This is a genomic window from Pseudomonas sp. MWU12-2037, from assembly GCF_023242345.1.
GTDB classification, from domain to species: Bacteria; Pseudomonadota; Gammaproteobacteria; order Pseudomonadales; family Pseudomonadaceae; genus Aquipseudomonas; species Aquipseudomonas gingeri_D.
Genome location: NZ_JALLIZ010000021.1, coordinates 23,805 through 43,289, shown reverse-complemented (window position 1 = coordinate 43,289; position 19,485 = coordinate 23,805). Strand labels below are relative to the sequence as shown.

20 protein-coding genes are annotated in these 19,485 nt (G+C 64.1%); 13 read left to right on the top strand and 7 right to left on the bottom strand.

All coding sequences use genetic code 11. From position 1 onward, the window contains the following. The first annotated feature begins 7 nt into the window (after nt 1–7). On the top strand, nt 8–697 hold the full coding sequence (locus M5B42_RS27240) for a response regulator (RefSeq protein WP_103498620.1): 690 nt from the start codon (nt 8–10) through the stop codon (nt 695–697). On the opposite strand, the gene M5B42_RS27235 is transcribed toward M5B42_RS27240, so the two are convergent. Further along, on the bottom strand, nt 694–1,740 hold the full coding sequence (locus M5B42_RS27235; RefSeq protein WP_248747551.1) for a patatin-like phospholipase family protein: 1,047 nt from the start codon (nt 1,738–1,740) through the stop codon (nt 694–696). The two genes, M5B42_RS27240 and M5B42_RS27235, sit on opposite strands and share 4 nt — an antisense overlap. 209 nt (nt 1,741–1,949) lie before the next feature. Here M5B42_RS27235 and M5B42_RS27230 point away from each other — a divergent pair, with 209 nt between their 5' ends. From M5B42_RS27230 to M5B42_RS27205, 6 genes are all read left to right on the top strand, one after another. Further along, nucleotides 1,950–2,228, top strand: a complete 279-nt coding sequence (locus M5B42_RS27230) for a hypothetical protein (protein ID WP_100940841.1) — start codon at nt 1,950–1,952, stop codon at nt 2,226–2,228. A 257-nt stretch (nt 2,229–2,485) separates the two neighbouring features. Then, on the top strand, nt 2,486–3,403 hold the full coding sequence (locus M5B42_RS27225) for a MoxR family ATPase (protein WP_248747550.1): 918 nt from the start codon (nt 2,486–2,488) through the stop codon (nt 3,401–3,403). After that, nucleotides 3,400–4,356: a DUF58 domain-containing protein gene (locus M5B42_RS27220; RefSeq protein ID WP_248747549.1), complete on the top strand. Its 957-nt coding sequence runs from the start codon at nt 3,400–3,402 to the stop codon at nt 4,354–4,356. Before M5B42_RS27225 ends, M5B42_RS27220 begins: the two co-directional genes overlap by 4 nt. Next, nucleotides 4,353–6,323: a DUF3488 and transglutaminase-like domain-containing protein gene (locus M5B42_RS27215; protein WP_248747548.1), complete on the top strand. Its 1,971-nt coding sequence runs from the start codon at nt 4,353–4,355 to the stop codon at nt 6,321–6,323. Before M5B42_RS27220 ends, M5B42_RS27215 begins: the two co-directional genes overlap by 4 nt. A gap of 7 nt (nt 6,324–6,330) precedes the next feature. Then, on the top strand, nt 6,331–7,095 hold the full coding sequence (locus M5B42_RS27210) for a CHAD domain-containing protein (RefSeq protein ID WP_248747547.1): 765 nt from the start codon (nt 6,331–6,333) through the stop codon (nt 7,093–7,095). 102 nt (nt 7,096–7,197) lie between these two features. Beyond that, nucleotides 7,198–7,995 carry a thioesterase family protein gene (locus M5B42_RS27205; protein ID WP_248747546.1) on the top strand — a complete coding sequence of 266 codons (798 nt, stop codon included), beginning with the start codon at nt 7,198–7,200 and terminating at the stop codon, nt 7,993–7,995. Nucleotides 7,996–8,031: 36 nt separating this feature from the next. Here M5B42_RS27205 and M5B42_RS27200 read toward each other — a convergent pair whose 3' ends face one another. From M5B42_RS27200 to M5B42_RS27190, 3 genes are all read right to left on the bottom strand, one after another. Then, nucleotides 8,032–8,271, bottom strand: a complete 240-nt coding sequence (locus M5B42_RS27200; protein ID WP_103498628.1) for a terminase — start codon at nt 8,269–8,271, stop codon at nt 8,032–8,034. A gap of 83 nt (nt 8,272–8,354) precedes the next feature. Next, the gene (locus M5B42_RS27195) at nt 8,355–9,833 is read right to left on the bottom strand and encodes a methyl-accepting chemotaxis protein (protein WP_248747545.1); all 1,479 of its coding nucleotides are present in this window, start codon (nt 9,831–9,833) and stop codon (nt 8,355–8,357) included. A gap of 97 nt (nt 9,834–9,930) precedes the next feature. Next, a complete protein-coding gene (locus M5B42_RS27190) occupies nt 9,931–10,737 on the bottom strand; it encodes a TatD family hydrolase (protein ID WP_248747544.1) in 807 nt (268 codons plus the stop codon). A gap of 237 nt (nt 10,738–10,974) precedes the next feature. On the opposite strand from M5B42_RS27190, the gene M5B42_RS27185 reads away from it, so the two are divergent. The 3 genes from M5B42_RS27185 (at nt 10,975) to M5B42_RS27175 (ending at nt 13,592) form a co-directional block, all read left to right on the top strand. Next, nucleotides 10,975–12,399 carry a transglycosylase SLT domain-containing protein gene (locus M5B42_RS27185; RefSeq protein ID WP_152737163.1) on the top strand — a complete coding sequence of 475 codons (1,425 nt, stop codon included), beginning with the start codon at nt 10,975–10,977 and terminating at the stop codon, nt 12,397–12,399. Nucleotides 12,400–12,500: 101 nt separating this feature from the next. Then, nucleotides 12,501–12,938, top strand: a complete 438-nt coding sequence (locus tag M5B42_RS27180) for a DoxX family protein (protein WP_248747543.1) — start codon at nt 12,501–12,503, stop codon at nt 12,936–12,938. 345 nt (nt 12,939–13,283) lie between these two features. Beyond that, complete coding sequence (locus M5B42_RS27175) at nt 13,284–13,592, top strand: class I SAM-dependent methyltransferase (RefSeq protein ID WP_177100349.1); 309 nt, start codon at nt 13,284–13,286, stop codon at nt 13,590–13,592. Between the two features lie 30 nt (nt 13,593–13,622). Here M5B42_RS27175 and greB read toward each other — a convergent pair whose 3' ends face one another. From greB to M5B42_RS27160, 3 genes are read right to left on the bottom strand one after another with little or no spacing between them, the layout of a single operon-like run. Further along, nucleotides 13,623–14,120, bottom strand: coding sequence for a transcription elongation factor GreB (gene greB, locus M5B42_RS27170; protein WP_248747542.1), 498 nt, complete (start codon nt 14,118–14,120; stop codon nt 13,623–13,625). Nucleotides 14,121–14,154: 34 nt separating this feature from the next. Continuing rightward, nucleotides 14,155–16,659, bottom strand: coding sequence for an ABC transporter permease (locus tag M5B42_RS27165; protein ID WP_248747541.1), 2,505 nt, complete (start codon nt 16,657–16,659; stop codon nt 14,155–14,157). Beyond that, the gene (locus M5B42_RS27160) at nt 16,659–17,342 is read right to left on the bottom strand and encodes an ABC transporter ATP-binding protein (protein WP_248747540.1); all 684 of its coding nucleotides are present in this window, start codon (nt 17,340–17,342) and stop codon (nt 16,659–16,661) included. The genes M5B42_RS27165 and M5B42_RS27160 overlap by 1 nt, the downstream gene beginning before the upstream one ends. 10 nt (nt 17,343–17,352) lie before the next feature. Here M5B42_RS27160 and M5B42_RS27155 point away from each other — a divergent pair, with 10 nt between their 5' ends. The 3 genes from M5B42_RS27155 to M5B42_RS27145 all read left to right on the top strand — a co-directional run bounded on the left by M5B42_RS27155 (nt 17,353) and on the right by M5B42_RS27145 (nt 19,399). After that, nucleotides 17,353–17,958, top strand: a complete 606-nt coding sequence (locus tag M5B42_RS27155; RefSeq protein ID WP_248747539.1) for an arylesterase — start codon at nt 17,353–17,355, stop codon at nt 17,956–17,958. A 54-nt stretch (nt 17,959–18,012) separates the two neighbouring features. Next, the gene (locus M5B42_RS27150) at nt 18,013–18,306 is read left to right on the top strand and encodes a hypothetical protein (RefSeq protein ID WP_100940825.1); all 294 of its coding nucleotides are present in this window, start codon (nt 18,013–18,015) and stop codon (nt 18,304–18,306) included. A gap of 127 nt (nt 18,307–18,433) precedes the next feature. Beyond that, nucleotides 18,434–19,399, top strand: a complete 966-nt coding sequence (locus M5B42_RS27145; protein ID WP_103497655.1) for a L,D-transpeptidase family protein — start codon at nt 18,434–18,436, stop codon at nt 19,397–19,399. The last annotated feature ends 86 nt before the right edge of the window (nt 19,400–19,485 follow it).

The window sequence follows — 19,485 nt, the reverse complement described above, 5'->3', positions numbered from 1 at the left end:
TAAGACCATGACCCAGACCGCGACCATCCTGGTCATCGACGACGAACCGCAGATCCGCAAGTTCCTGCGCATCAGCCTGGTGTCCCAGGGCTACAAGGTGCTGGAGGCCGGTACCGGCGCCGAGGGCCTGGCCCATGCCGCCCTGAACAAGCCGGACCTGCTGGTGCTCGACCTCGGCTTGCCGGACATGGACGGCCAGCAGGTGCTGCGTGAGTTTCGCGAATGGTCCACGGCGCCGGTGCTGGTGCTCTCGGTGCGGGCCGGCGAGGGGCAGAAGGTCGAGGCGCTGGATGGCGGGGCCAACGACTACGTGACCAAGCCGTTCGGTATCCAGGAGTTTCTCGCGCGGATTCGCGCCCTGTTGCGCCAGGCGCCCAGTGGCGAGGCCCAGGAGGCGGCGTTGACCTTTGGGCCGCTGACCATCGACCTGGCCTACCGGCGGGTGTTGCTCGATGGCGCGGAAGTGGCGCTGACCCGCAAGGAGTACGCGGTGCTGGCGCAACTGGCGCGGCACCCCGGGCGGGTGATCACCCAGCAGCAGTTGCTCAAGGATATCTGGGGCCCGACCCATACCGAAGACAGTCACTACCTGCGGATCGTGGTCGGGCATCTGCGCCAGAAGCTGGTGGATGACCCGACCGCGCCACGGTTTATCGTGACCGAGGCGGGGGTCGGTTACCGGTTGCTCGATAACTAGCCCTGGCGCCCTTCTTCCTCATAGCGGTCCAGCGTATCGCTGGCAATCAAGCGTCCCAGGGCGATCAGCTCCGGGGCCTTGTAGAACTCGAAGAAGCGGCACACCCGCTTGGGCACGTTGATCAGGATATCCGGCGGGTAGCCGGCGATCTTGTACTGCGCCAGCGAGGTCTGCATCACCTCGAAACTCTGGTTGATCAGGTCCAGCAGCGAGGCCGGGCCGACGTTGTCGATGATGAACGAGCCGGTGGCGGACTTCGGCGCGCCGTCGTTTTGTGGTGTGGCAGCCGGTTGCCGGGCCTGGGGTTCCTGGCCATCGAGCCAGGGATTGCCGACCTGGGCAGCCTCGCTGGCGAGGGTCTGTTGTTCCAGGCGCAATAGCTCCTCGGCCTGTTTACGGCGGAACGGCAGGCGCGAGCCCATGGAACTGAGCAGGTTGTTGAAGCGGCTCTTGAACGCCGGCGGTCGTTGGATCACCGGTAGCTGGTACTGCTTCTGGTTGGTGGCGTTGAGGTTGACGGCGATGATCAGGTCGCAGTGGCTGGAGACCACCGGAACGATCGGCAAGGGATTGAGAATGCCGCCGTCCACCAGCATGCGGTTGCCTTGCATCACCGGGGTGAACAGGCTGGGAATCGCCGCCGAGGCGCGCATCGCCTGGTGCAGGCAACCTTCCTGGAACCAGATTTCCTGCTGGTTGGTCAGGTCGGTGGCGACAGCGGTGTAGGGAATACGCAGGTCCTCGATATTGACCTCGCCGACGATCTTGCGGATCTGCCCGAAGACCTTTTCGCCGCGAATGGCGCCCAGGCGAAAACTCACGTCCACCAGGCGCAGCACATCCAGATAGTCCAGGCTCTCGATCCAGCGGCGGTAGTCGTCGAGTTTGCCGGCCGCATAGATGCCGCCGACCACCGCGCCCATGGAGCAACCGGCGATACAGGCGATGTCATAACCGCGTCTTTCGATTTCCTCGATCACCCCGATATGGGCATAACCCCGGGCCCCACCCGAGCCCAGCACCAGCGCAACACGTTTTTTCATGAGTCAGTCCTTGAACAAGCGGTTGTTAACAATGCACCTCCGGCGAGGCGGGTACAATCGTGGCGTCGGCTGTTCTTTGCCGTTGAATTGTCTCGACTGCACCCATCGTCATCTTGATTGGCTAAGCTTGAGTGAAAGACCAAGGCACTTTTTGCCTGGCGTGCCGTCATAACCTGCACAAGTATTTATTTTCTCCTGAGGTGTCATCGATGAAAGCCTGGATCTGTGTGCCATTGATTGCGTTGGCGTTGGCCGGTTGTGCTGGCAAAACTGCCTACCGGGACAGCTGTGGTACCGAACTGGATGCCGCCTGGCACGAGCTGGACCTGGCCAAGGCCGAAGGTTTTGCCGGGACCGTGAGCTACTCCAAGGCGCTGTCGCTGCTGACCGGGGCCAAGACCCAGCAGCAGTTCGAAGCCTATGAGGGCTGTACCAACAAGGCCGAGAAAGCGCGTTTCTACATCCGTGAGTCCCGCGCCGGACGTTGAGCCCATTAGTGCGGTCCCTTATAGACGCATGGCATGCCCAATGCCCGTCAGTCAAGGCCGAACACAATCCCCGTAGGAGCAGGGCTTGCCCGTGAGGCGGCCAAAAGCTTCGCTGGCAAGCCCTGCTCCTACAGGTTGGGTGTTGTTGCAGAAAGCAGGTTCGGTGTTGTTATGGAAAATAGCGCTATTTCACAAACCTGCATTGCAGTAGAAACACGGTAGTATCTTCGGCTTCTCCCAAGTTCGGATGTCTGCCTATGCGCAGTAAACTGGAAGCCTGTCTGCAGGCCGTGAACCAGGTGGTGTTGGGCAAGGATGCGCAGGTTCGCCTGGCCCTGACCTGCCTGCTGGCCAACGGTCATCTGCTGATCGAAGACCTGCCCGGCATGGGCAAGACCACCCTCAGCCACACCCTGGCCAAGGTCCTTGGCCTGAGCTTCCAGCGTATCCAGTTCACCTCCGACCTGTTGCCCAGCGATATCCTCGGCACCTCGGTGTTCGACAAGGACAGCGGGCTGTTCGTGTTCCACCCGGGACCGATCTTCGCCGAGCTGGTGCTGGCCGACGAAATCAACCGGGCCACGCCCAAGAGCCAGAGCGCCTTGCTCGAAGCCATGGAAGAAGGCCAGGTGACCATCGAAGGCGCCACCCGGCCCTTGCCGTCGCCGTTCTTCGTGATCGCCACGCAAAACCCCAGCAGCCAGGGCGGCACCTTCGCCTTGCCGGAGTCGCAACTCGATCGTTTCCTGATGCGGGTATCCCTCGGCTATCCGGCCCGGGCCGCGGAAAAGGCCCTGCTGCAAGGCGTGTCGCGCCGCGACCTGCTGCCAAAACTGCAACCGCTGCTCAACCATGCCGAATTGTCGGCGCTGCAACAGCAGGTCAAGCAGGTGCGCACCAGCGATTCGTTGGTGGACTATGTGCTGCGTCTTGTTGGCGCGACCCGCGACCAGCCGCAATTCGCCTGGGGACTGTCACCACGCGCGAGCCTGGCGATCCTCGCCGCCGCCCGGGCCTGGGCGCTGTTGGCGGGGCGCGACTATGTGGTGCCGGAAGACGTCCAGGCGGTCCTGCCCTCGGTGGTCAGCCATCGCCTGCGCGAGCGTGCCGATCCCACCGGGCAGGGCGGTGGCGCCCTGGTGCAGTGGCTGCTGCGCGAGGTGCCGGCGCTTTGATCCGGCGCCTGCGCGAGTACTGGCAGGCCTGGCTGGCGCGGCGCCTGCCGCCCTCGGCGCGGATTCAACTGACCCAGCGGCAGATCTTCATCATGCCCAATCGCGCCGGCGGGGTATTTGCCGCGCTGCTGGCGCTGATCCTGATGGTCGCCATCAACTACCAGAGCAGCCTGGCCTACGCCCTGTGCTTCCTGCTGCTGTCGGTGTTCGTGGTGGCGATCCTGCATACCTGGCGCAATCTGCAGGGGCTGGTGCTCAGTGCCGGGACCGGGCCTGCGGTGTTTGTCGGCGAGCAGGCGCGTTTTCTCGTGCGCCTGGAGAGTGCCGGCAAAGCCCATCAGTCCATTGGCCTGGGCTGGTCGGCGCAGGCTGTGCACAGCGTCGATGTGCCGCCCGCGGGTTTCTGCGAACTGGAGTTGAACCGGCCGACCCTGGTGCGCGGCTGGCTGCACGCGCCGCGCATCGGTGTCGAAAGCAGTTTTCCGCTGGGGATCCTGCGGACCTGGAGCCGGCTCGACCTGGGCCAGAAGGTGCTGGTTTATCCACAACCCCTGGAAGGCGAGCTGCCGACCCTGGCCAGCGTGCTCGCCGATGACCGCGAAGAGGGGATGCGCGCCCACGGCCAGGGGGTCGATGACTACCAGAGCCTGAAGGTCTATCAGCCCGGCGACTCCTGGCGGCGCCTGCACTGGAAAGCCTACTCCCGTGGCCAGGGCCTGCTGATCAAGGAATTCGCCCGGCTCGACGGTCGTGAGCTGTGCCTGGACTTCCTGGCCCTGGGCGGGGATGCCGAGCAGCGCCTGTCACGCCTGTGTTATTGGGTGCTGGAGTTGTCCCGTCGCGAGACCATGTTCTCCCTGCATCTGCCTGACCAGATGCTGGACAGCGATACCGGTGCGGCCCACTGCGAGGCCTGCCTGCGGGCCCTCGCGCTGTTCGGGAAAAGCCCATGAGCGCCGCGCCACTGATTTCCCGCGCCAGCCTGGTCTGGTTGCTGGTGGCCCAGACCCTGGTGATGCTGCCGTTCTGGTTCCATGTGCCGCCGTGGATGGTCGGGTTGTGGCTCGGCTGCACGGTCTGGCGGGTCCAGGTCTACCGCATGCGCGCGCGTTTTCCCGGACGCCTGATGGAACTGCTTCTGTTGCTGGCCACCATCGGCGGTATCTGGCTCTCGCGCAGCAGCCTGATCGGACTGGACGCCGGGGCGGTGCTGCTGGTGGCGATGTTTATCCTCAAGCTGGTGGAAACCCGCACTCGCCGCGATGCCCTGGTGCTGATTTTCCTCGGGCTGTTCTGTGTCGCGGTGGCCTATCTGTTCGAGGACAGCTTGCCCTGGGCGTTCTACAGCCTGCTGCCGGTGGGGGCGCTGCTGGCGGCCCTGGTCGGTTTGCAGCAGGGCGCGACGACCCGGCCGCTGAAGACCTTGTGGTTGTCCATGACCCTGTTGCTGCAAGCCTTGCCGTTGATGCTCCTGCTGTTCCTGTTTTTCCCCCGTATCGCGCCGCTCTGGTCATTGCCGTTGGCTATCGACAAGGCACAGAGCGGGTTGTCCGAAAGCATGTCGCCGGGGGATGTGGCCGAGCTTGGGCGTTCCGCGGAACTGGCCTTTCGCGCCAGCTTCGAAGGCCCCATGCCGGCGCGTCGCGACCTGTATTGGCGGGCGCTGACCCTGGAGCAATTCGATGGCCGGCGTTGGAGCCAGGCGCCATCGGTGAACTACAGCCAGGCGCCGAAATGGCAGGCCGCTGGCGAGTCCTGGCGCTACAGCATCATTCTCCAGGCCAGCGGCAAACCCTGGTTGCCGGCACTGGATGTGGCCCGCACCGATCAGGTCGATGTGCACCAACTGGCGGACTATCGGGTGCAACGCCAGCGGCCGGTGCAGCAGGTCTTGCTCTATCGGGCCGAGTCCTGGCCGCAGGTGATGCGCGATCCGCAACTCAGTGACCGGGCCCGGCGCCAGGCCTTGCAGTTGCCGACCCAGGGCGATCCGCGCAGCCGGCAGTGGGCAACACAGTTGCGGCAAACTTATCCACAACCCCAGGCGCTGGTGGCGGCGCTGCTCAAGCATTTTCACGACGAGCCCTATTACTACACCCTCAAGCCGCCAACCCTGGGCGCCGACAGTATCGACGCTTTCCTCTTCGACAGCCGCCAGGGCTTCTGTGCGCATTATGCCGGGGCCATGGTCTACGTGTTGCGGGCGGCGGGAATTCCGGCGCGAATGGTGGCCGGCTATCAGGGCGGTGAGCTGAATCCGGGGGGCAATTTTCTCACGGTGCGTCAGTTCGATGCCCACGCCTGGGTCGAATACTGGCAGGACGGACAGGGCTGGCGCAGCGTCGATCCGACCTATGCGGTGGCTCCGCAGCGTATCGATCAGGGCCTGGAACAGGCCCTGGCGGCCGACGAGGATATGCTCGGCGCCTCGTCACTCTCACCGCTGCGTTACCCGCATCTGACCTGGCTCAATAATCTGCGCCTGGGCTGGGATAATCTCAATTACGGTTGGCAGCGCTGGGTCCTGGGTTATCAGGGTGACCAGCAATTGCAGCTGCTGGGGCGCTGGTTCGGCGATCTCACCGCCTGGGTCCTGCCGGTCGGTCTGGTGCTGATCCTGGGGCTGCTCTCGCTGTTGCTGCTGCGCCCCTGGCGCAACACCTCCGATCCGTCGCTACGGGTATTCGCCGCCTTTGAAAAGCTCCTGCGTCGGCGTGGGCTGGTGCGCGAACCGGGCGAGGGCCCGCAGGCGTTTGGCGAGCGGGCGGCCCGGGAATTGCCGCGCCAGGCGGAAAATATCAATGCATTTGTCCAGAGCTTCGTGGCCCAGCGCTATGCTGAACAGGCCCCGTCGATGGATGCATTGCAACAGCGGTTGCGGTCATTGCGTCGTAGTCTTGGAAGTTCGATTTGGGAGTAAGTGTCGAATGTCTGCCCTGGTGGATGAATTGGTGGTTCAGGTCCTGAGCCTGGAAGTGCGCTTGTTGGCCTGTCATGCGCGGGTGGATGCGCTGACCGACGAGGAGGGCCTGCATGATTTACGCACTACGGTACGACGTCTGCGCAGTTTGTTGCGGCCGTTGCGTGGCTTGCCGGGTGTCGAACAGGTCGAGCAGGCGGCGCAGCAGGTCGGCAGCCTGACCACGCCGATTCGCGATCGTGAAGTGCTGGCCGCCTACCTGCATCGGCAGGGGCATCATGTGGCGGCGGCGCGGCGTACGGAACAGTTGTCCGATGAGTACTGGGCGGTGGCGCGCAGTGCCGAGCTGAAACAGTTGTTCAGTGTGCTCGATGCCTTTCCGCGTTTTCTCCGGGCTTCGCAACACCAGGGCCTGTTGAAGGGCCTGCACAAACGCATCGAAAAGCGCTTGACCAAACAGTGGGAGGCCCTGGATGAAGCCTTGCATGACCCGCTGCATGACCGCCATCGGTTGCGGCTGTTGATCAAGCGCGTGCGTTACGCCGCCGAGGCCTATCCGCATCTGAATCGCTTGCCGGCGCCAGCCTTGAAGTCCCTGAAGTCGGCCCAGGAAGCGCTGGGTGATTGGCATGATTGCTGGCAATGGTTGCTGCGGGCGGAACAGGAGCCGGACCTGCAATCCTGTGTGACGGGTTGGCGCAGGACCATGGCCCTGGCCGAGAACAAGGCCGACCGGGTGCTGGATCGGTTGAGCGAGACCTGTTTCAGCTGAGTGCCGGCGGCCTGTTTGACCGCTGCTTTGGCCGGTATGAGTGCTGTGTGGCGCGGATGAGCTGGTTACTATTCTGTAGGACTTTTTCCAGCTGAGGTCAGCATGCGCTTTTCAGATTTGCTCGATGCGGTTCGCCGCGAGCCCAAGGGGCTTTCCATTCCTGCCGAGTGGGCGCAGGGACGGGCCACGTTTGGCGGCCTGATGGTGGCGCTGCAATACGAGGCGATGCGCGCCCGGGTACCGGCCGAGCGGCCGGTACGTTCGCTGGCGATCACTTTTGTCGGGCCGGCCGAGCCTGGGGTGCCCATCGATTTTGAAGTCGAGGTGTTGCGCGAGGGCAAGGCGGTCAGCCAGGTGCTGGGCCGGGCCATGCAAAATGGCCAGGTGGTGACGTTGGTTCAGGGTAGCTTTGGCGCGTCGCGGGAATCGGTGGTGGAGGTGGCGGCTGAGCCGGCACCCGCGTTCAAGCATTGGGACGAATGCCCGGAGGCGCCCTATATCCCGGGAGTGATGCCGGAGTTCATGCGTAATCTGTCGATGCGCTGGGGCGTGGGTGGCATGCCTTTTACCGGCAACAAATCCCGCGAGATGGGCGGCTGGGTGCAACTGCGTGGGGATGTCCGGCAAGAGCCGCTGACCGAGGCGCACTTGCTGGCCCTGGTGGACGCCTGGCCGCCGGCGGTGTTGTCACACCTGGGCAAACCGGCGGCCGGCAGCACCCTGACCTGGACGGTGGAGTTCGTCCAGCCATTGCTGGAACTCGATACCCTGGACTGGTGCAAATACCGCGCGGTGATCGAGCATGCCCGCGACGGCTATGGCCATGTGGCGGCGGCGTTGTGGAGCGCCGATGGACGGCTGATCGCATTGAGCCGGCAGACCGTTACCGTGTTTGCCTGAGGCCGGCAAGCCGGCCTTCAGGGGAACGGTGCTGGCTCAGGCTTCCAGTGCCAGGCTCTGGCCTTTGCTGCGCAGGCTGAATGCGGCCACCAGGCCCAGCACGCCAACGGCGAAGTTGGTCGGGTTCTGCGCGAACACGCCGGAACTCACCAGCAGGAAGGACAGTGCGAACAGGGTCAGCGCCAGCAGTTGCATGCCTTCGCGGGTGCCATCGTTCGAAGCTTGGGGGGCAACCCGCCATTGCCAGGCGGGGAAGTTGGGGTGACGTTGGCCCATGATCGTGTCCTCTGTTCGTGTAGTAGGTGAACAGAGAGTAAGCCCGGCTAGCTTTCCGGGCGAATCAACTCTTCCTATCGATCCTATAGTTTGAGCTGGCCAATCGCCTTGCTCAGCTCTCCCGCCAGCTTCGCCAGGTCATGGCTGGTGGTGGCCGAGTCCACGGTCTGTTGCACGGTGTTCTCGGTCACGTCGCGGATGCTCACCACCGCCCGGTTCATTTCTTCCGCGACCTGGCTCTGCTGTTCGGCGGCCACGGCGATCTGGGTGTTGCTTTCGCGCATCTGGGCCACCGCGCTGGTGATCTGCGCCAGCGCTTCCCCGGCTTCCTGGGCCTGTTGCACGCAGTCGTCGGCCTTGAACGAGCTTTCCTGCATAAAGTCCACGGCGTCGCGGGTGCCGGCCTGCAAGGCGGACACCATGGTGGTGATCTCGTCGGTGGAACTCTGTACGCGCTTGGCCAGGTTGCGCACCTCATCGGCGACCACCGCGAAACCTCGACCCATTTCCCCGGCCCGGGCCGCTTCGATGGCGGCGTTCAGTGCCAGCAGGTTGGTCTGTTCGGCGATGCTGTGAATGACACTGACCACGCCATTGATCTTCTGACTGTCCTCGGCCAGTTGCTGGATCATCGTCGCGGTCTGCTGCACGCCGCTGGACAGCCCGGTGATCGATTGCTGGACCCGGTTGACTACGACGTGCCCGCTGCCGGCCAGGTCGTCGGCGGTTTTCGACAGGTCACGGGTGGCGCCGGCGTGCTGGGCGATGTGATAGACCGTGGCTGACATTTCGTTGATGGCCGTGGCGGCCTGGTCGGTTTCGCTCTGCTGGCCGAGCATGCCGTGGCGCACGTCGTTCATGCTCGAGGCCAGGCGCGCCGCGCCGACATCCAGTTGCGCCGCCGTGCGCGCCACCGTGCTGACCACCCGCTGATAGCCGGCTTGCATGGCATTGAAGGCGCTGGCCATTTGTCCGACTTCGTCCTTGCCGGCCAATGGCACACGGGCCGAGAGGTCGCCGGTCTTCTCCACGTGGAGCATCACGTCCTTGAGGGTATTGAGCTGGCTGAGCAGGAAGCGGATCAGCAACTGCGAGGCGCCGAGCATCGCCAGCATCAGGATGAAGACGGCCACCGCATAGTTGGCGAAACGTTCGCTGAACACCTGGGCCAGGCTTGGCGCATAGGCGAGTACGGCGACCTGCTGTTCTCCACGGCCGAGCACTTGTGCGCCGAGCAGCGGGTTGTCGCCGAACAGTGGCATATAGTCGTAAGCGACCCAGCCGTTGGCGTCCTTGAGACGCGGCAACATCTGCCCCTTGAGGGTCGGCGTTTCACCGGCCTTGAACGGCAGCAGGTTGTCGGCCTCGGGCCAGGCCTTGCCTTCGGGCCAGGCCGCGAGCAGGTGAGCCTGGGCCTGGACCGCGGCGCGGGAGGCGTCGGTGCGGGCCTGTTGTTCCAACTGCACGGCGTACAGCACCAGAAACAGGGTGGTGACAAACGCGACCGCGTTCACGGCCCAGAACTTGTATTTCAGCGAGATATTGCTAAGCCAGGCACGCATGGTGGGTCTTCCCTGATAGGGCGGAAACAGTTTTGGCAAGGTGCCATTATTGTGCCGCTACTCAGGGAGGCAATTGTTGATATGGGTCAATGCCGCTTCAGTCGAGGCCCGGCAAATTGAAGAACGCGCGGGCGCAGGCGCTGGTGTGGGCGGCCAGGTCTTCCTGGCTTTCGTCGCGGTGCAGGGCCACTTCACGCAGCACTTCGCCCAGGTACGCCGGTTCATTGCGGCCGTTCTTCGGCTTGGGCCGCAGGCTGCGTGGCAGCAGGTAGGGCGCGTCGCTTTCGAGCATCAGGCGGCCCCGGGGAATCTCCCGCACCAGTGGGTGCAGGTGGGTGCCACGACGCTCATCGCAGATCCAGCCGGTGATGCCAATATGCAGGTCCAGGTCGAGATAGCTGAACAGCGCCTTCTGCTCGCCGGTGAAACAGTGCACCACGGCGGCGGGCAGGTGGTCGCGGTAGTCCCGCAGGATCTCCAGCAAACGGACGTTGGCATCGCGCTCATGGAGGAACACCGGACGCTGCAACTCCACGGCCAGGGCCAGGTGTTCCTCGAGGACTTTTTCCTGTTGCGGGCGCGGGGAGAAATCGCGGTTGAAATCCAGCCCGCATTCGCCGACCGCGCAGACGTTCGGTTCCATCAGCAGGGCTTTCAGACGAGCGGCGCTGTCGGCCCTCCAGTCACTGGCGGAATGGGGGTGGATGCCAGCGCTGGCGAATAGCCGCCGACCGCTCTGATCCAGCTCCCGGCACAGCTCCAACGCCTGTTCGCTGCCCTCCAGACTGGTGCCTGTCACAATCAGTTGGCAGACTCCGGCGGCATAGGCACGGTCGAGTATTTCCTGCTGTTTGCCGGCAAAACCGGGGTTGGTCAGGTTGACGCCGATATCGATGAGTTGCATGGTGCTACCTCAGGCCACAGGCCGAAAAGCATACCAGAGCTGTAGATTTATAATAAAAATCAAGAACTACAACGAGTTATGACTGTCTCTTAAAGCCGGAAGAAAACATCGGTTGGCATGACCTCGGTGCCGTACCCAGTCTTTCGCACTTTTCGCGTTCAAAAGACGCTCGATTTCAGTTGTTCGACTTCAGGCCACCTTCGTCTGAGGCTGGGCAGTATTCTTTCCGGAGAACGGATGAAGAAGCGACCCTCGCTGTTGCTCCTGCTGTGCCTGTCCCTGCTGCTGCCGTTGCCGGCGCTTGCGCGGTTGGCCGGGCCGTTGGAAATCGCCCAGCCGGGCAAGGTCCGCGACCTCGCGGAGATTCGCAGCAGCCGGGTCCTGCGGGTATTGGTCAACCAGAGCCGCAACAGCAGCGGCGAGGTCCAGGGCGAGGTCATTGGCCTCGAATACCATCGCCTGCGCGCCTTCGAGCAGTTCCTCAACAGCCAGGCCCGCGACAACCAGGAGATCACCCTCAAGATCATTCCCAAGGCCAAGGACCAACTGCTCGGCGCCTTGCAGCGTGGGGAGGGTGATCTGGTAGCCCCAGGGGAATTGCTCGAAGTCCAGCCTGGGCACGCGGTGCTCGCCAGCGATCCCCTCGGCAATACGGTGCCGTTACTGCTGGTAGGGCTCAAAGGCGAGAAGCGCTTTACCCGATTTGAACAACTGTCCGGCCGGACCCTGGCCCTGACCCCCGGCAGCGCCGCGGGTGAGGCGGTCAACCAGATCAACCAGAAACTGGCCTTGCGCAAGTTGCCGCCGGTCAAGATCGAATGGGTCGATCCGAGCCTGGCGGCAGAGGATGTGCTGGAGATGGTCCAGGGCGGGATCTTTCACCTGACCGTCGTCGAGCAGCCGATTGCCGAACGCTGGGCGCGGATCATGCCCAAGCTGCGTTTCGACAAGCAGGTGCTGGTCAGCGAGCCGGGGCAGATGCACTGGTTCGTACGCGACAATGCTTCAATGCTGCGGGCGAGTATCGACCGCTTTCTCAAGACCTACAAGGCCCCTTCGGACCAGGACACGGCGTTTCTGCGGATCTATCGACGCCTGTACCAGGTGCATTATCCGTTGAGTCGCAGTGATCGGGCGAAGCTGGAAAAGCTCCGTCCGGTCTTGCAACGGCATGCCCAGGCCCAGGGCATCGACTGGCTGAACCTGGCGGCGCTGGCCTTCAAGGAATCGGCCCTGGATCCCGGCGCCCGGGGTGCCAGCGGCGCGACCGGATTGCTACAGATCACCCCCTCGGCGGCGCAGCGGGTCGGCGTCGGCAATATCCAGAATGTCGATAACAATGTGCAGGCCGGGGCCAAGTACCTGGCGATGATCCGGCGCAAGTTCTTTGCCAGCCCCAAGCTCAACGAACGCGAGCGCATGGCCTTTGTCCTGGCGGCCTACAACATGGGCCCGGAACGGGTCCAGGGCATGCGCGCCGAGGCCCGCCGCCGTGGCTTGAACCCCAATCAGTGGTTCTTCCAGGTCGAGCGCATCGCCATGGAGCAGGTGGGGATGAATGCGGTGAACTATGTGAACAGCGTGAACAAGTATTACCTGGCATTTGACCGCGAGCGCGACTCCCTGGAGCCGAATGCACGGAAGATTGCCTTGCGTAAGTAATCGAATAAGTTGATTGTTTTGTCGGGTTTTTTGCGCTTTTTACATGTTAAAAACTGATTAATATGAGGCCCATCAACCCCTATATCAAAAAGGATTCACCGATGAGCACCTTGATCAATCGCGTTCTGAGCACCCGCGCCGGTTATGGCCTGACTGTCCTGCGGATTTTTGTCGGGATCATCTTTGCCGCCCACGGTTCGCAGAAGCTCTTCGGCCTGTTCGGCGGCTACGGCCTGGCCGGCACGGCGCAGTGGATGGAGAGCATCGGCCTGGCACCGGGTCACCTGATGGCCCTGTTGGCGGGCGGCACCGAGTTCTTCGGCGGCCTGGCCCTGATCATCGGCCTGTTGGCCCGTCCGGCGGCGCTGGGCCTGACCTTTACCTTGCTAGTGGCGATCTTCTCGGTGCATATCCACAACGGTCTGTTCATGGCCAACAATGGTTATGAGTTCGCCCTGGCCCTGTTAGGCGGGACATTTGCGGTACTGATCGAAGGGGCCGGCAAACTCTCGGCGGACGCGGCCATCGCCCGCTCGTAGAATCCAGACGACAGCGCAAGCCTTTGTTGGAGCTGGCTTGCCGGCGATAGCGTCCGATTCGGCGATGCAAGGCTCACTGGCCTCATCGCCAGCAAGCCGGCTCCCACACGAATACGACAAGCCCGCATTTTTGCGGGCTTGTTCGTTGTGGAGGATTCTTGACAGCCAGCCACCGGCTTCTCTAGGATAAATACATGCGCCGATTTAAACAGCTACTTGCGGGGCGCCAGGTGGATCAAAAGACCGCCGACAGAAGCTTGAGAGAAGCTTCGAAATACCGCTAAAGCGCTGGTTCGGTGTTGCCTCACACCTGCCCGGCAGATCGTTGAGGTGGAGACACGCACTTTGAACAACCCACGCCCCGTTGTACGTCTGACGCCGATCACGGCGAATCTGCCTTTTCGCAACCCTAAAATCCTCCTCGGCGGTACACATCAGCCCACGCTGCTGCGTTATCTCGACGGCTGGCCACGACGCAAGGGTCGCGCCTCGGCTTTTCTGATCCAGTTTGTCGAGGACGGTGACTCCCTGGCCCGCTTTGCCGATAACAGTTTTGATCTGGCGGTGATCCAGGCGCCGGATGCCGAGCACGCCCAAGCCGTGATCCGACAACTGACCCGCGTTGCGCGGCAGGGGTTGATCACGCGGCGCTAGAGACGTCAGGTGGCATGACCGCCGGTAGGTTCAGGGATAGTCGATGGTGGTGACGTACACCAACTGCTCGCCAGTGGGCGCCATCACCCGGATCTCCGCATCCAGCGCCTTGCCGATCAGGGCCCGGGCCAGTGGCGAATCGATACTAATCAGGTTCTGCTTGAGGTCCAGTTCGTCCGGGCCGACGATACGATAGCGCGACTCCTTGCCGTCTTCGTCTTCGATGGTGACCCAGGCGCCGAAATACACCTTGTTCAGGTCGCTGGGCCGTTCGTCGACCACCTTCAGGCTTTCCAGACGCTTGGTCAGGAAGCGCACGCGGCTGTCGATCTCGCGCAGCATCTTCTTGCCATAGGTGTATTCGGCGTTTTCCGAACGATCGCCCTGGGCCGCCGCCTCGCTCACCGACTGGGTGACCTGGGGGCGGCGCACATGCCACAGCTCGTGCAACTCGGCGCGCATGCGGGCCTCGCCCTCGGGGGTGATCAGGGCGGTGCCGGCAGTGCGGGGTGGGCGGTAGCGACTCATTGGTATCCCTTGGCGAAACAAGACCTTGAGTCTATCAGCCCTCGCGCAGCACTGTCAGCGGGCTGGCATTCAGCGCCCGGCGGGTGCCGAACACACCGGCGCCGCCGACCATCACCGCACCGATCAACGGCAGCAGCAACAGCCAGGGATGCAGGTGCCAGGGCAGGTCGAAGGCGAACCTGTAGAGCACCCAGCTCACCAGTTCCGTGCCGAGGGCTGCCAACAGGCCGCTGGCCGCGCCCAGCAGGCCGAACTCGATCCGTCGTGCCTTGACCAGCAGTTTTCGCTCGGCCCCCAGTGCCCGCAGCAGCGCACCTTGGCGGATGCGTTCGTCGAGGGTCGCCTGCAAGCCGGAGAACAGCACGGCCATGCCCGCCGCGAGGACGAACAGCAGCACGTACTCCACGGCAATGGTCACCTGCGCCAGGATACTGCGCAGCTGCTCCAGCAGGGCTTCCACCTGCAAGATGGTTACTGCCGGGAAGGCCCGGGACAGTTCGACGACGTCCTTGTCGTGCCCCGGTGCCAGGTAGAAGCTGGTCAGGTAGGTCGCCGGCAAGTCCTGCAGGGTGCCGGGCTGGAAGATCATGAAGAAGTTCGGCTGGAAGTTGTCCCAGTTGATGGTCCGCAGGCTGCTGACCACGGCCTCGCGATTGGCCCCGCCGACGCTGAACACCAGGTGATCGCCGAGTTTGAGCTTCAGGCTCTGGGCAACCTTGGTTTCCACCGAGACACCGGGAATGTCCCCGCTGGGTTTGTCCGGCCACCAACTTCCTTCGGTCAGGGTGTTACCCGGCGGCAGGTCGGCGGCCCAGGTCAGGCTCAGGTCGCGCTGGGTGGCGCGATCGCCGCCGGAATCCTTGCTGACGATCTCCTGCACCGGGGTGCCGTTGATGCTGATCAGCCGGCCGGGCACCACCGGATAGATCGGCGCCGACTTGGCCGCGAGCTGGATCAGGTGGTCGCGAAAACCGTCCTTGTCCGCCGGCAGGATATTCAGGGCGAAATAGTTCGGTGCATTTTTCGGCAACTGGTTCTGCCAGGTATCGAGCAATTCACCGCGCAGCAGGGCGATCAGGGCCATGGACAGCAGGATCAGGCCGAATGCCAGGGACTGCCCGGCCGCCGCCAGCGGATGGCGCAGCAACTGGCCCAGGCCCAGGCGCCACGGCAACGAGGCCCCGGCCAGCAGTCGGCGCAGGCTTTGCAGCCCGAGCAGCAGCAGTCCGCCGAGTAACAGCGCGGCGATCACCCCGCCACCGAGCAGGGCGAAGGTCAGCAGCAGGTCCAGGCTCAGGCGCCACATGATCAGGCCCAGTGCGAGCAAGGCCGCGCCGTAGACCAGCCAGGTGCTGGCCGGGATCGGCAGCAGGTCGCGGCGCAGTACCCGCAGCGGCGGCACCCGGCCGAGGGCGGCCAGGGGCGGCAGGGCGAACCCGGCCAGTGCCACCAGGCCGGTGCCGATACCGGCGAGCGCCGGCATCAGCCCGCCCGCCGGAACGTCGGCGGGCAGCAGGTCATGGAGCAGGGCGAACAGGCCCAGTTGGGCCAGCCAGCCGAGCAGGGCGCCGCAGACACTGGCCAACACGCCGAGCATCGCCAGTTGCAGGCTGAACAGGGTCATGGTTTCCCGGCGTGACAGGCCCAGGCAGCGCAGCAGCGCACTGGCGTCGAAGCGCCGGGCGGCGAAACGGCTGGCGCTGAGGGCCACGGCGACGCCGGAGAGCAGCACCGCCACCAGGCTGGCCATATTCAGGTAACGCTCGGCCTTGCCCAGGGCGCCGCCGATCTGCCGGTTGCCGTCGCGGGCATCGAGCAGGCGCTGGTTCGCCGCCAGGCCGGGGGTGATCGATTCGCGATAGGTCGCCAGGGCGTTCGCCGGACCGCGCCACAGTTCGCGGTAGTCGACCCGGCTGCCGGGCTGGACCACGCCGGTGGCGTCGAGGTCGGCGAGGTTGATCAGCACCCGCGGGGTCAGGCTGTAGAAGTTGACGGAGCGATCCGGCTCATAGGTCAGGACCCGGGCCAGGCGCACGGTTTTCATCCCGACGTCGATGCTGTCGCCGATCTTCAGGTCCAGCGCGGTCAACAGCCGTGCTTCGACCCAGGCCTCGCCGGGTGCCGGTCCGCCGCCGGCGGTTTCGACGCCGAACGGCGCGGCGGCGCTCTTGAGTGCGCCGCGCAGCGGGTAGTGTTCGTCGGCGGCCTTGATGCTCGACAGCTGGATGCCGGTGTCGGTGGCGATCACGCTGGAGAACTCGACCGCCCGCGCATGTTCAAGCCCCAGGTCGCGGCCGGCCTGGATCTGTTCCGGACGGGCGCCGGAGGTGCCGTCGAGCACCAGGTCGGCGGCGAGGAATTCGGTGGCCCGCAGCAACATCGCGCCGTTCAGGCGCGCGCCGAAGTAGCCGATGGCGGTGCTGGCCGCGACCGCCACCAGCAAGGCGAAGAACAGCACCCGCAGTTCACCGGCGCGGGCATCGCGCAGGAGCTGGCGGGTGGCGAGGCTGAACAGGCGCAACAGCGGCAGGCGTGCCATCAAGGCTCCAGGGGGCCGACCAGATGGCCGGCGTCAAGACGGATCAGGCGCCGGCAGCGATGGGCCAGGCGTTCGTCGTGGGTCACCAGCACCAGGGTGGCGCCGCGTTCCTGATTGAGTTCGAAGAGCAGGTCGCTGATGCGCTCGCCGGTATGGCTGTCGAGGTTGCCGGTGGGTTCGTCGGCGAACAGTACATCGGGTTCGGCGGCGAAGGCCCGGGCGATGGCCACCCGTTGCTGCTCGCCGCCGGACAGCTGGCGTGGCGAGTGGGTCAGGCGCTGGCCCAGGCCGACCCGTTCGAGCAGGTCGCGGGCGCGTTCGCGGGCGTCGCTACGGCCGTCCAGCTCCAGGGGCAGCATGACGTTTTCCAGGGCATTGAGGCTGTCCAGCAGTTGGAAGCTCTGGAACACGAAACCGACGTGTTCGGCGCGGATCCGCGCGCGCTGGTCTTCGTCCAGTGTGCTCAGGGCCCGACCGGCCAGGGTGACTTCGCCGGCGCTGGGCAGGTCGAGGCCGGCGAGCAGGCCCAGCAGGGTCGATTTGCCCGAACCCGAGGCACCGACGATGGCCAGGCTGTCGCCCTTGTTCAATGTCAGGCTCAAGGGGTGCAGGATGGTCAGTTCACCTTCCGTGCTGGGAACCACTTTGCTAAGGTTCTGCGCGGTGAGAATACTTTCGCCCATGGAGAATCCGATGCGAGTGTGGTTTTTGAGTGCCGGCCTGGCCTTGATGTGCATGGCCCAGAACGCGGCGGCGGGTACAGTGCTGATCGTGGGCGATAGTATCAGCGCGGGTTTCGGCCTGGATACCCGCGTGGGATGGGTCGCCCTGCTGGAAAAGCGTCTGAAGACCGAGGGTTTTGCCGACCAGGTGGTCAATGCGTCCATCAGTGGCGACACCAGTGCGGGGGGCCAGGCGCGGCTGCCGGCGCTGCTTGCAGAGCATAAACCGCAGGTGGTGGTGCTCGAGTTGGGCGGCAACGATGGCCTGCGTGGGCAGCAGCCGGCGCAATTGAAACAAAATCTTGCATCGATGATCGACAAGTCCCAGGCCACGGGTGCAAAAGTGCTGTTGCTGGGGATGCAGATTCCGCCCAATTATGGTCAGCGCTACACCCAGGCCTTTGCCAAGGTCTATGGTGAGCTGGCCGAGGAAAAACACGTCGCCCTGGTGCCGTTTTTCCTCGAAGGCATCGGCGGCCATCCCGAACTGATGCAGGCCGACGGGATTCACCCGGCACCCGCGGGGCAGGGGATGTTGCTCGATAATGTCTGGCCGAGGTTGAAACCGCTGCTTTGAGCTTTTCTAGCGGCCGGCTTTGGGCTAATGTGGCGCCCCGATTTGGAGCCCCCGATGCAGCGTCCCGCCTGGTCCTTGTTTGCCTACCAACTGATCGAACCCGACGAGCAGCTCGATCTGTTCGCCTGTCAGGAAGTACGCGTGCACCTGGTCACCCGGCAGTTGGAACTCGGCGGCTCGGCCGACCGGACGCTGTGCGGCACGCTGTTGCCGGCCCAGCCGCGCTGGTCGGGGGTGGACCGCTCGATTTTCCAGGACCAGCGCCTGTGCCCCCTGTGCCGGGCGATTCTCGAGTCGCAGAAGCGCGGTACGCCGCCGATCTGGCCGGAACTGCGCTTCGAGCTCTGAGCCCCGGCAACCTGTACCGTACCTGTCTCGTTACGATTGTCCCGGCGTGGCATCTCCCTTGCAGGTGCGCTGTCGGTGTACAATTGCTGTCTATTTACTTACGTCGATCATGCGAAGGATGTCCTGGATGTTATCGCGCTTTCCCGCCGTCACCCGTTGCCTGTCTGTTGCCGCCCTCTGTGTGGCAGGTCCCGTTTCGGCCCTGGAACTGCCGCTGCCGCCGCCTGGCGAGGACATCGTCGGCCAGGTCCAGGTGATCAAGGCCAAGTACGAGGACACCTTCGCTGACCTCGGGACCACCTACGACCTGGGTTATTCGGAAATGGTCGCGGCCAACCCGGGCGTCGATGCCTGGTTGCCGGGCGCGGGGACCGATATCGTCCTGCCGACCCGCTTCATCCTGCCGCCGGGCCCGCGCGAAGGCATCGTGATCAACCTGGCCGAATATCGCCTGTACTACTTCCCGAAAGGCCGGAATGTGGTCTACACCTTCCCGCTGGGGATTGGTCGCGAAGGCTGGGGTTCGCCGGTTGCCCACACCACCATTACCGCCAAGATCCCGAATCCGACCTGGACCCCGCCGGCCTCGATCAAGGCCGAGCACGCCGCCGAGGGTGATCCGCTGCCCAACGTGGTGCCGGCCGGTCCCGACAATCCGCTGGGCCCGTTCAAGTTCACCCTGGGTACGCCGGGCTATCTGATCCACGGTTCGAACATGAAGTTCGGCATCGGCACCCGCACCAGCCACGGTTGCTTCCGCATGTACAACAACAACGTGCTGGAGATGGCTGGCATGGTGCCGGTGGGCACTTCGGTGCGGATTATCAACGATGCCTACAAGTTCGGTGTCAGCGGCGGCAAGGTGTTCCTGGAAGCCCATACGCCGCTGGACGACAACGGCAACCCTTCGGTGGTCGACAAGCACACCGCGGTGATCAATGCCTTGCTCAAGCGTGAAGACCTGGCGAACAACCTGCGGGTCAACTGGGATGAAGTGCGTGACGTGGTAGCGGCCGAAGATGGCCTGCCGACCGAAATCGCCGTGCCAGGTGCGCCGTCGATGGTCTCCAACGCGCCCGATCTGCAGCAGTAAGGGCGTTGTAAACGACCCGCCCGGGCCTTGAGGCCCTGGCGGGTTTTTTATGCCTGCGCGCCGACCACTTTCTGCCAGGCAAAAAA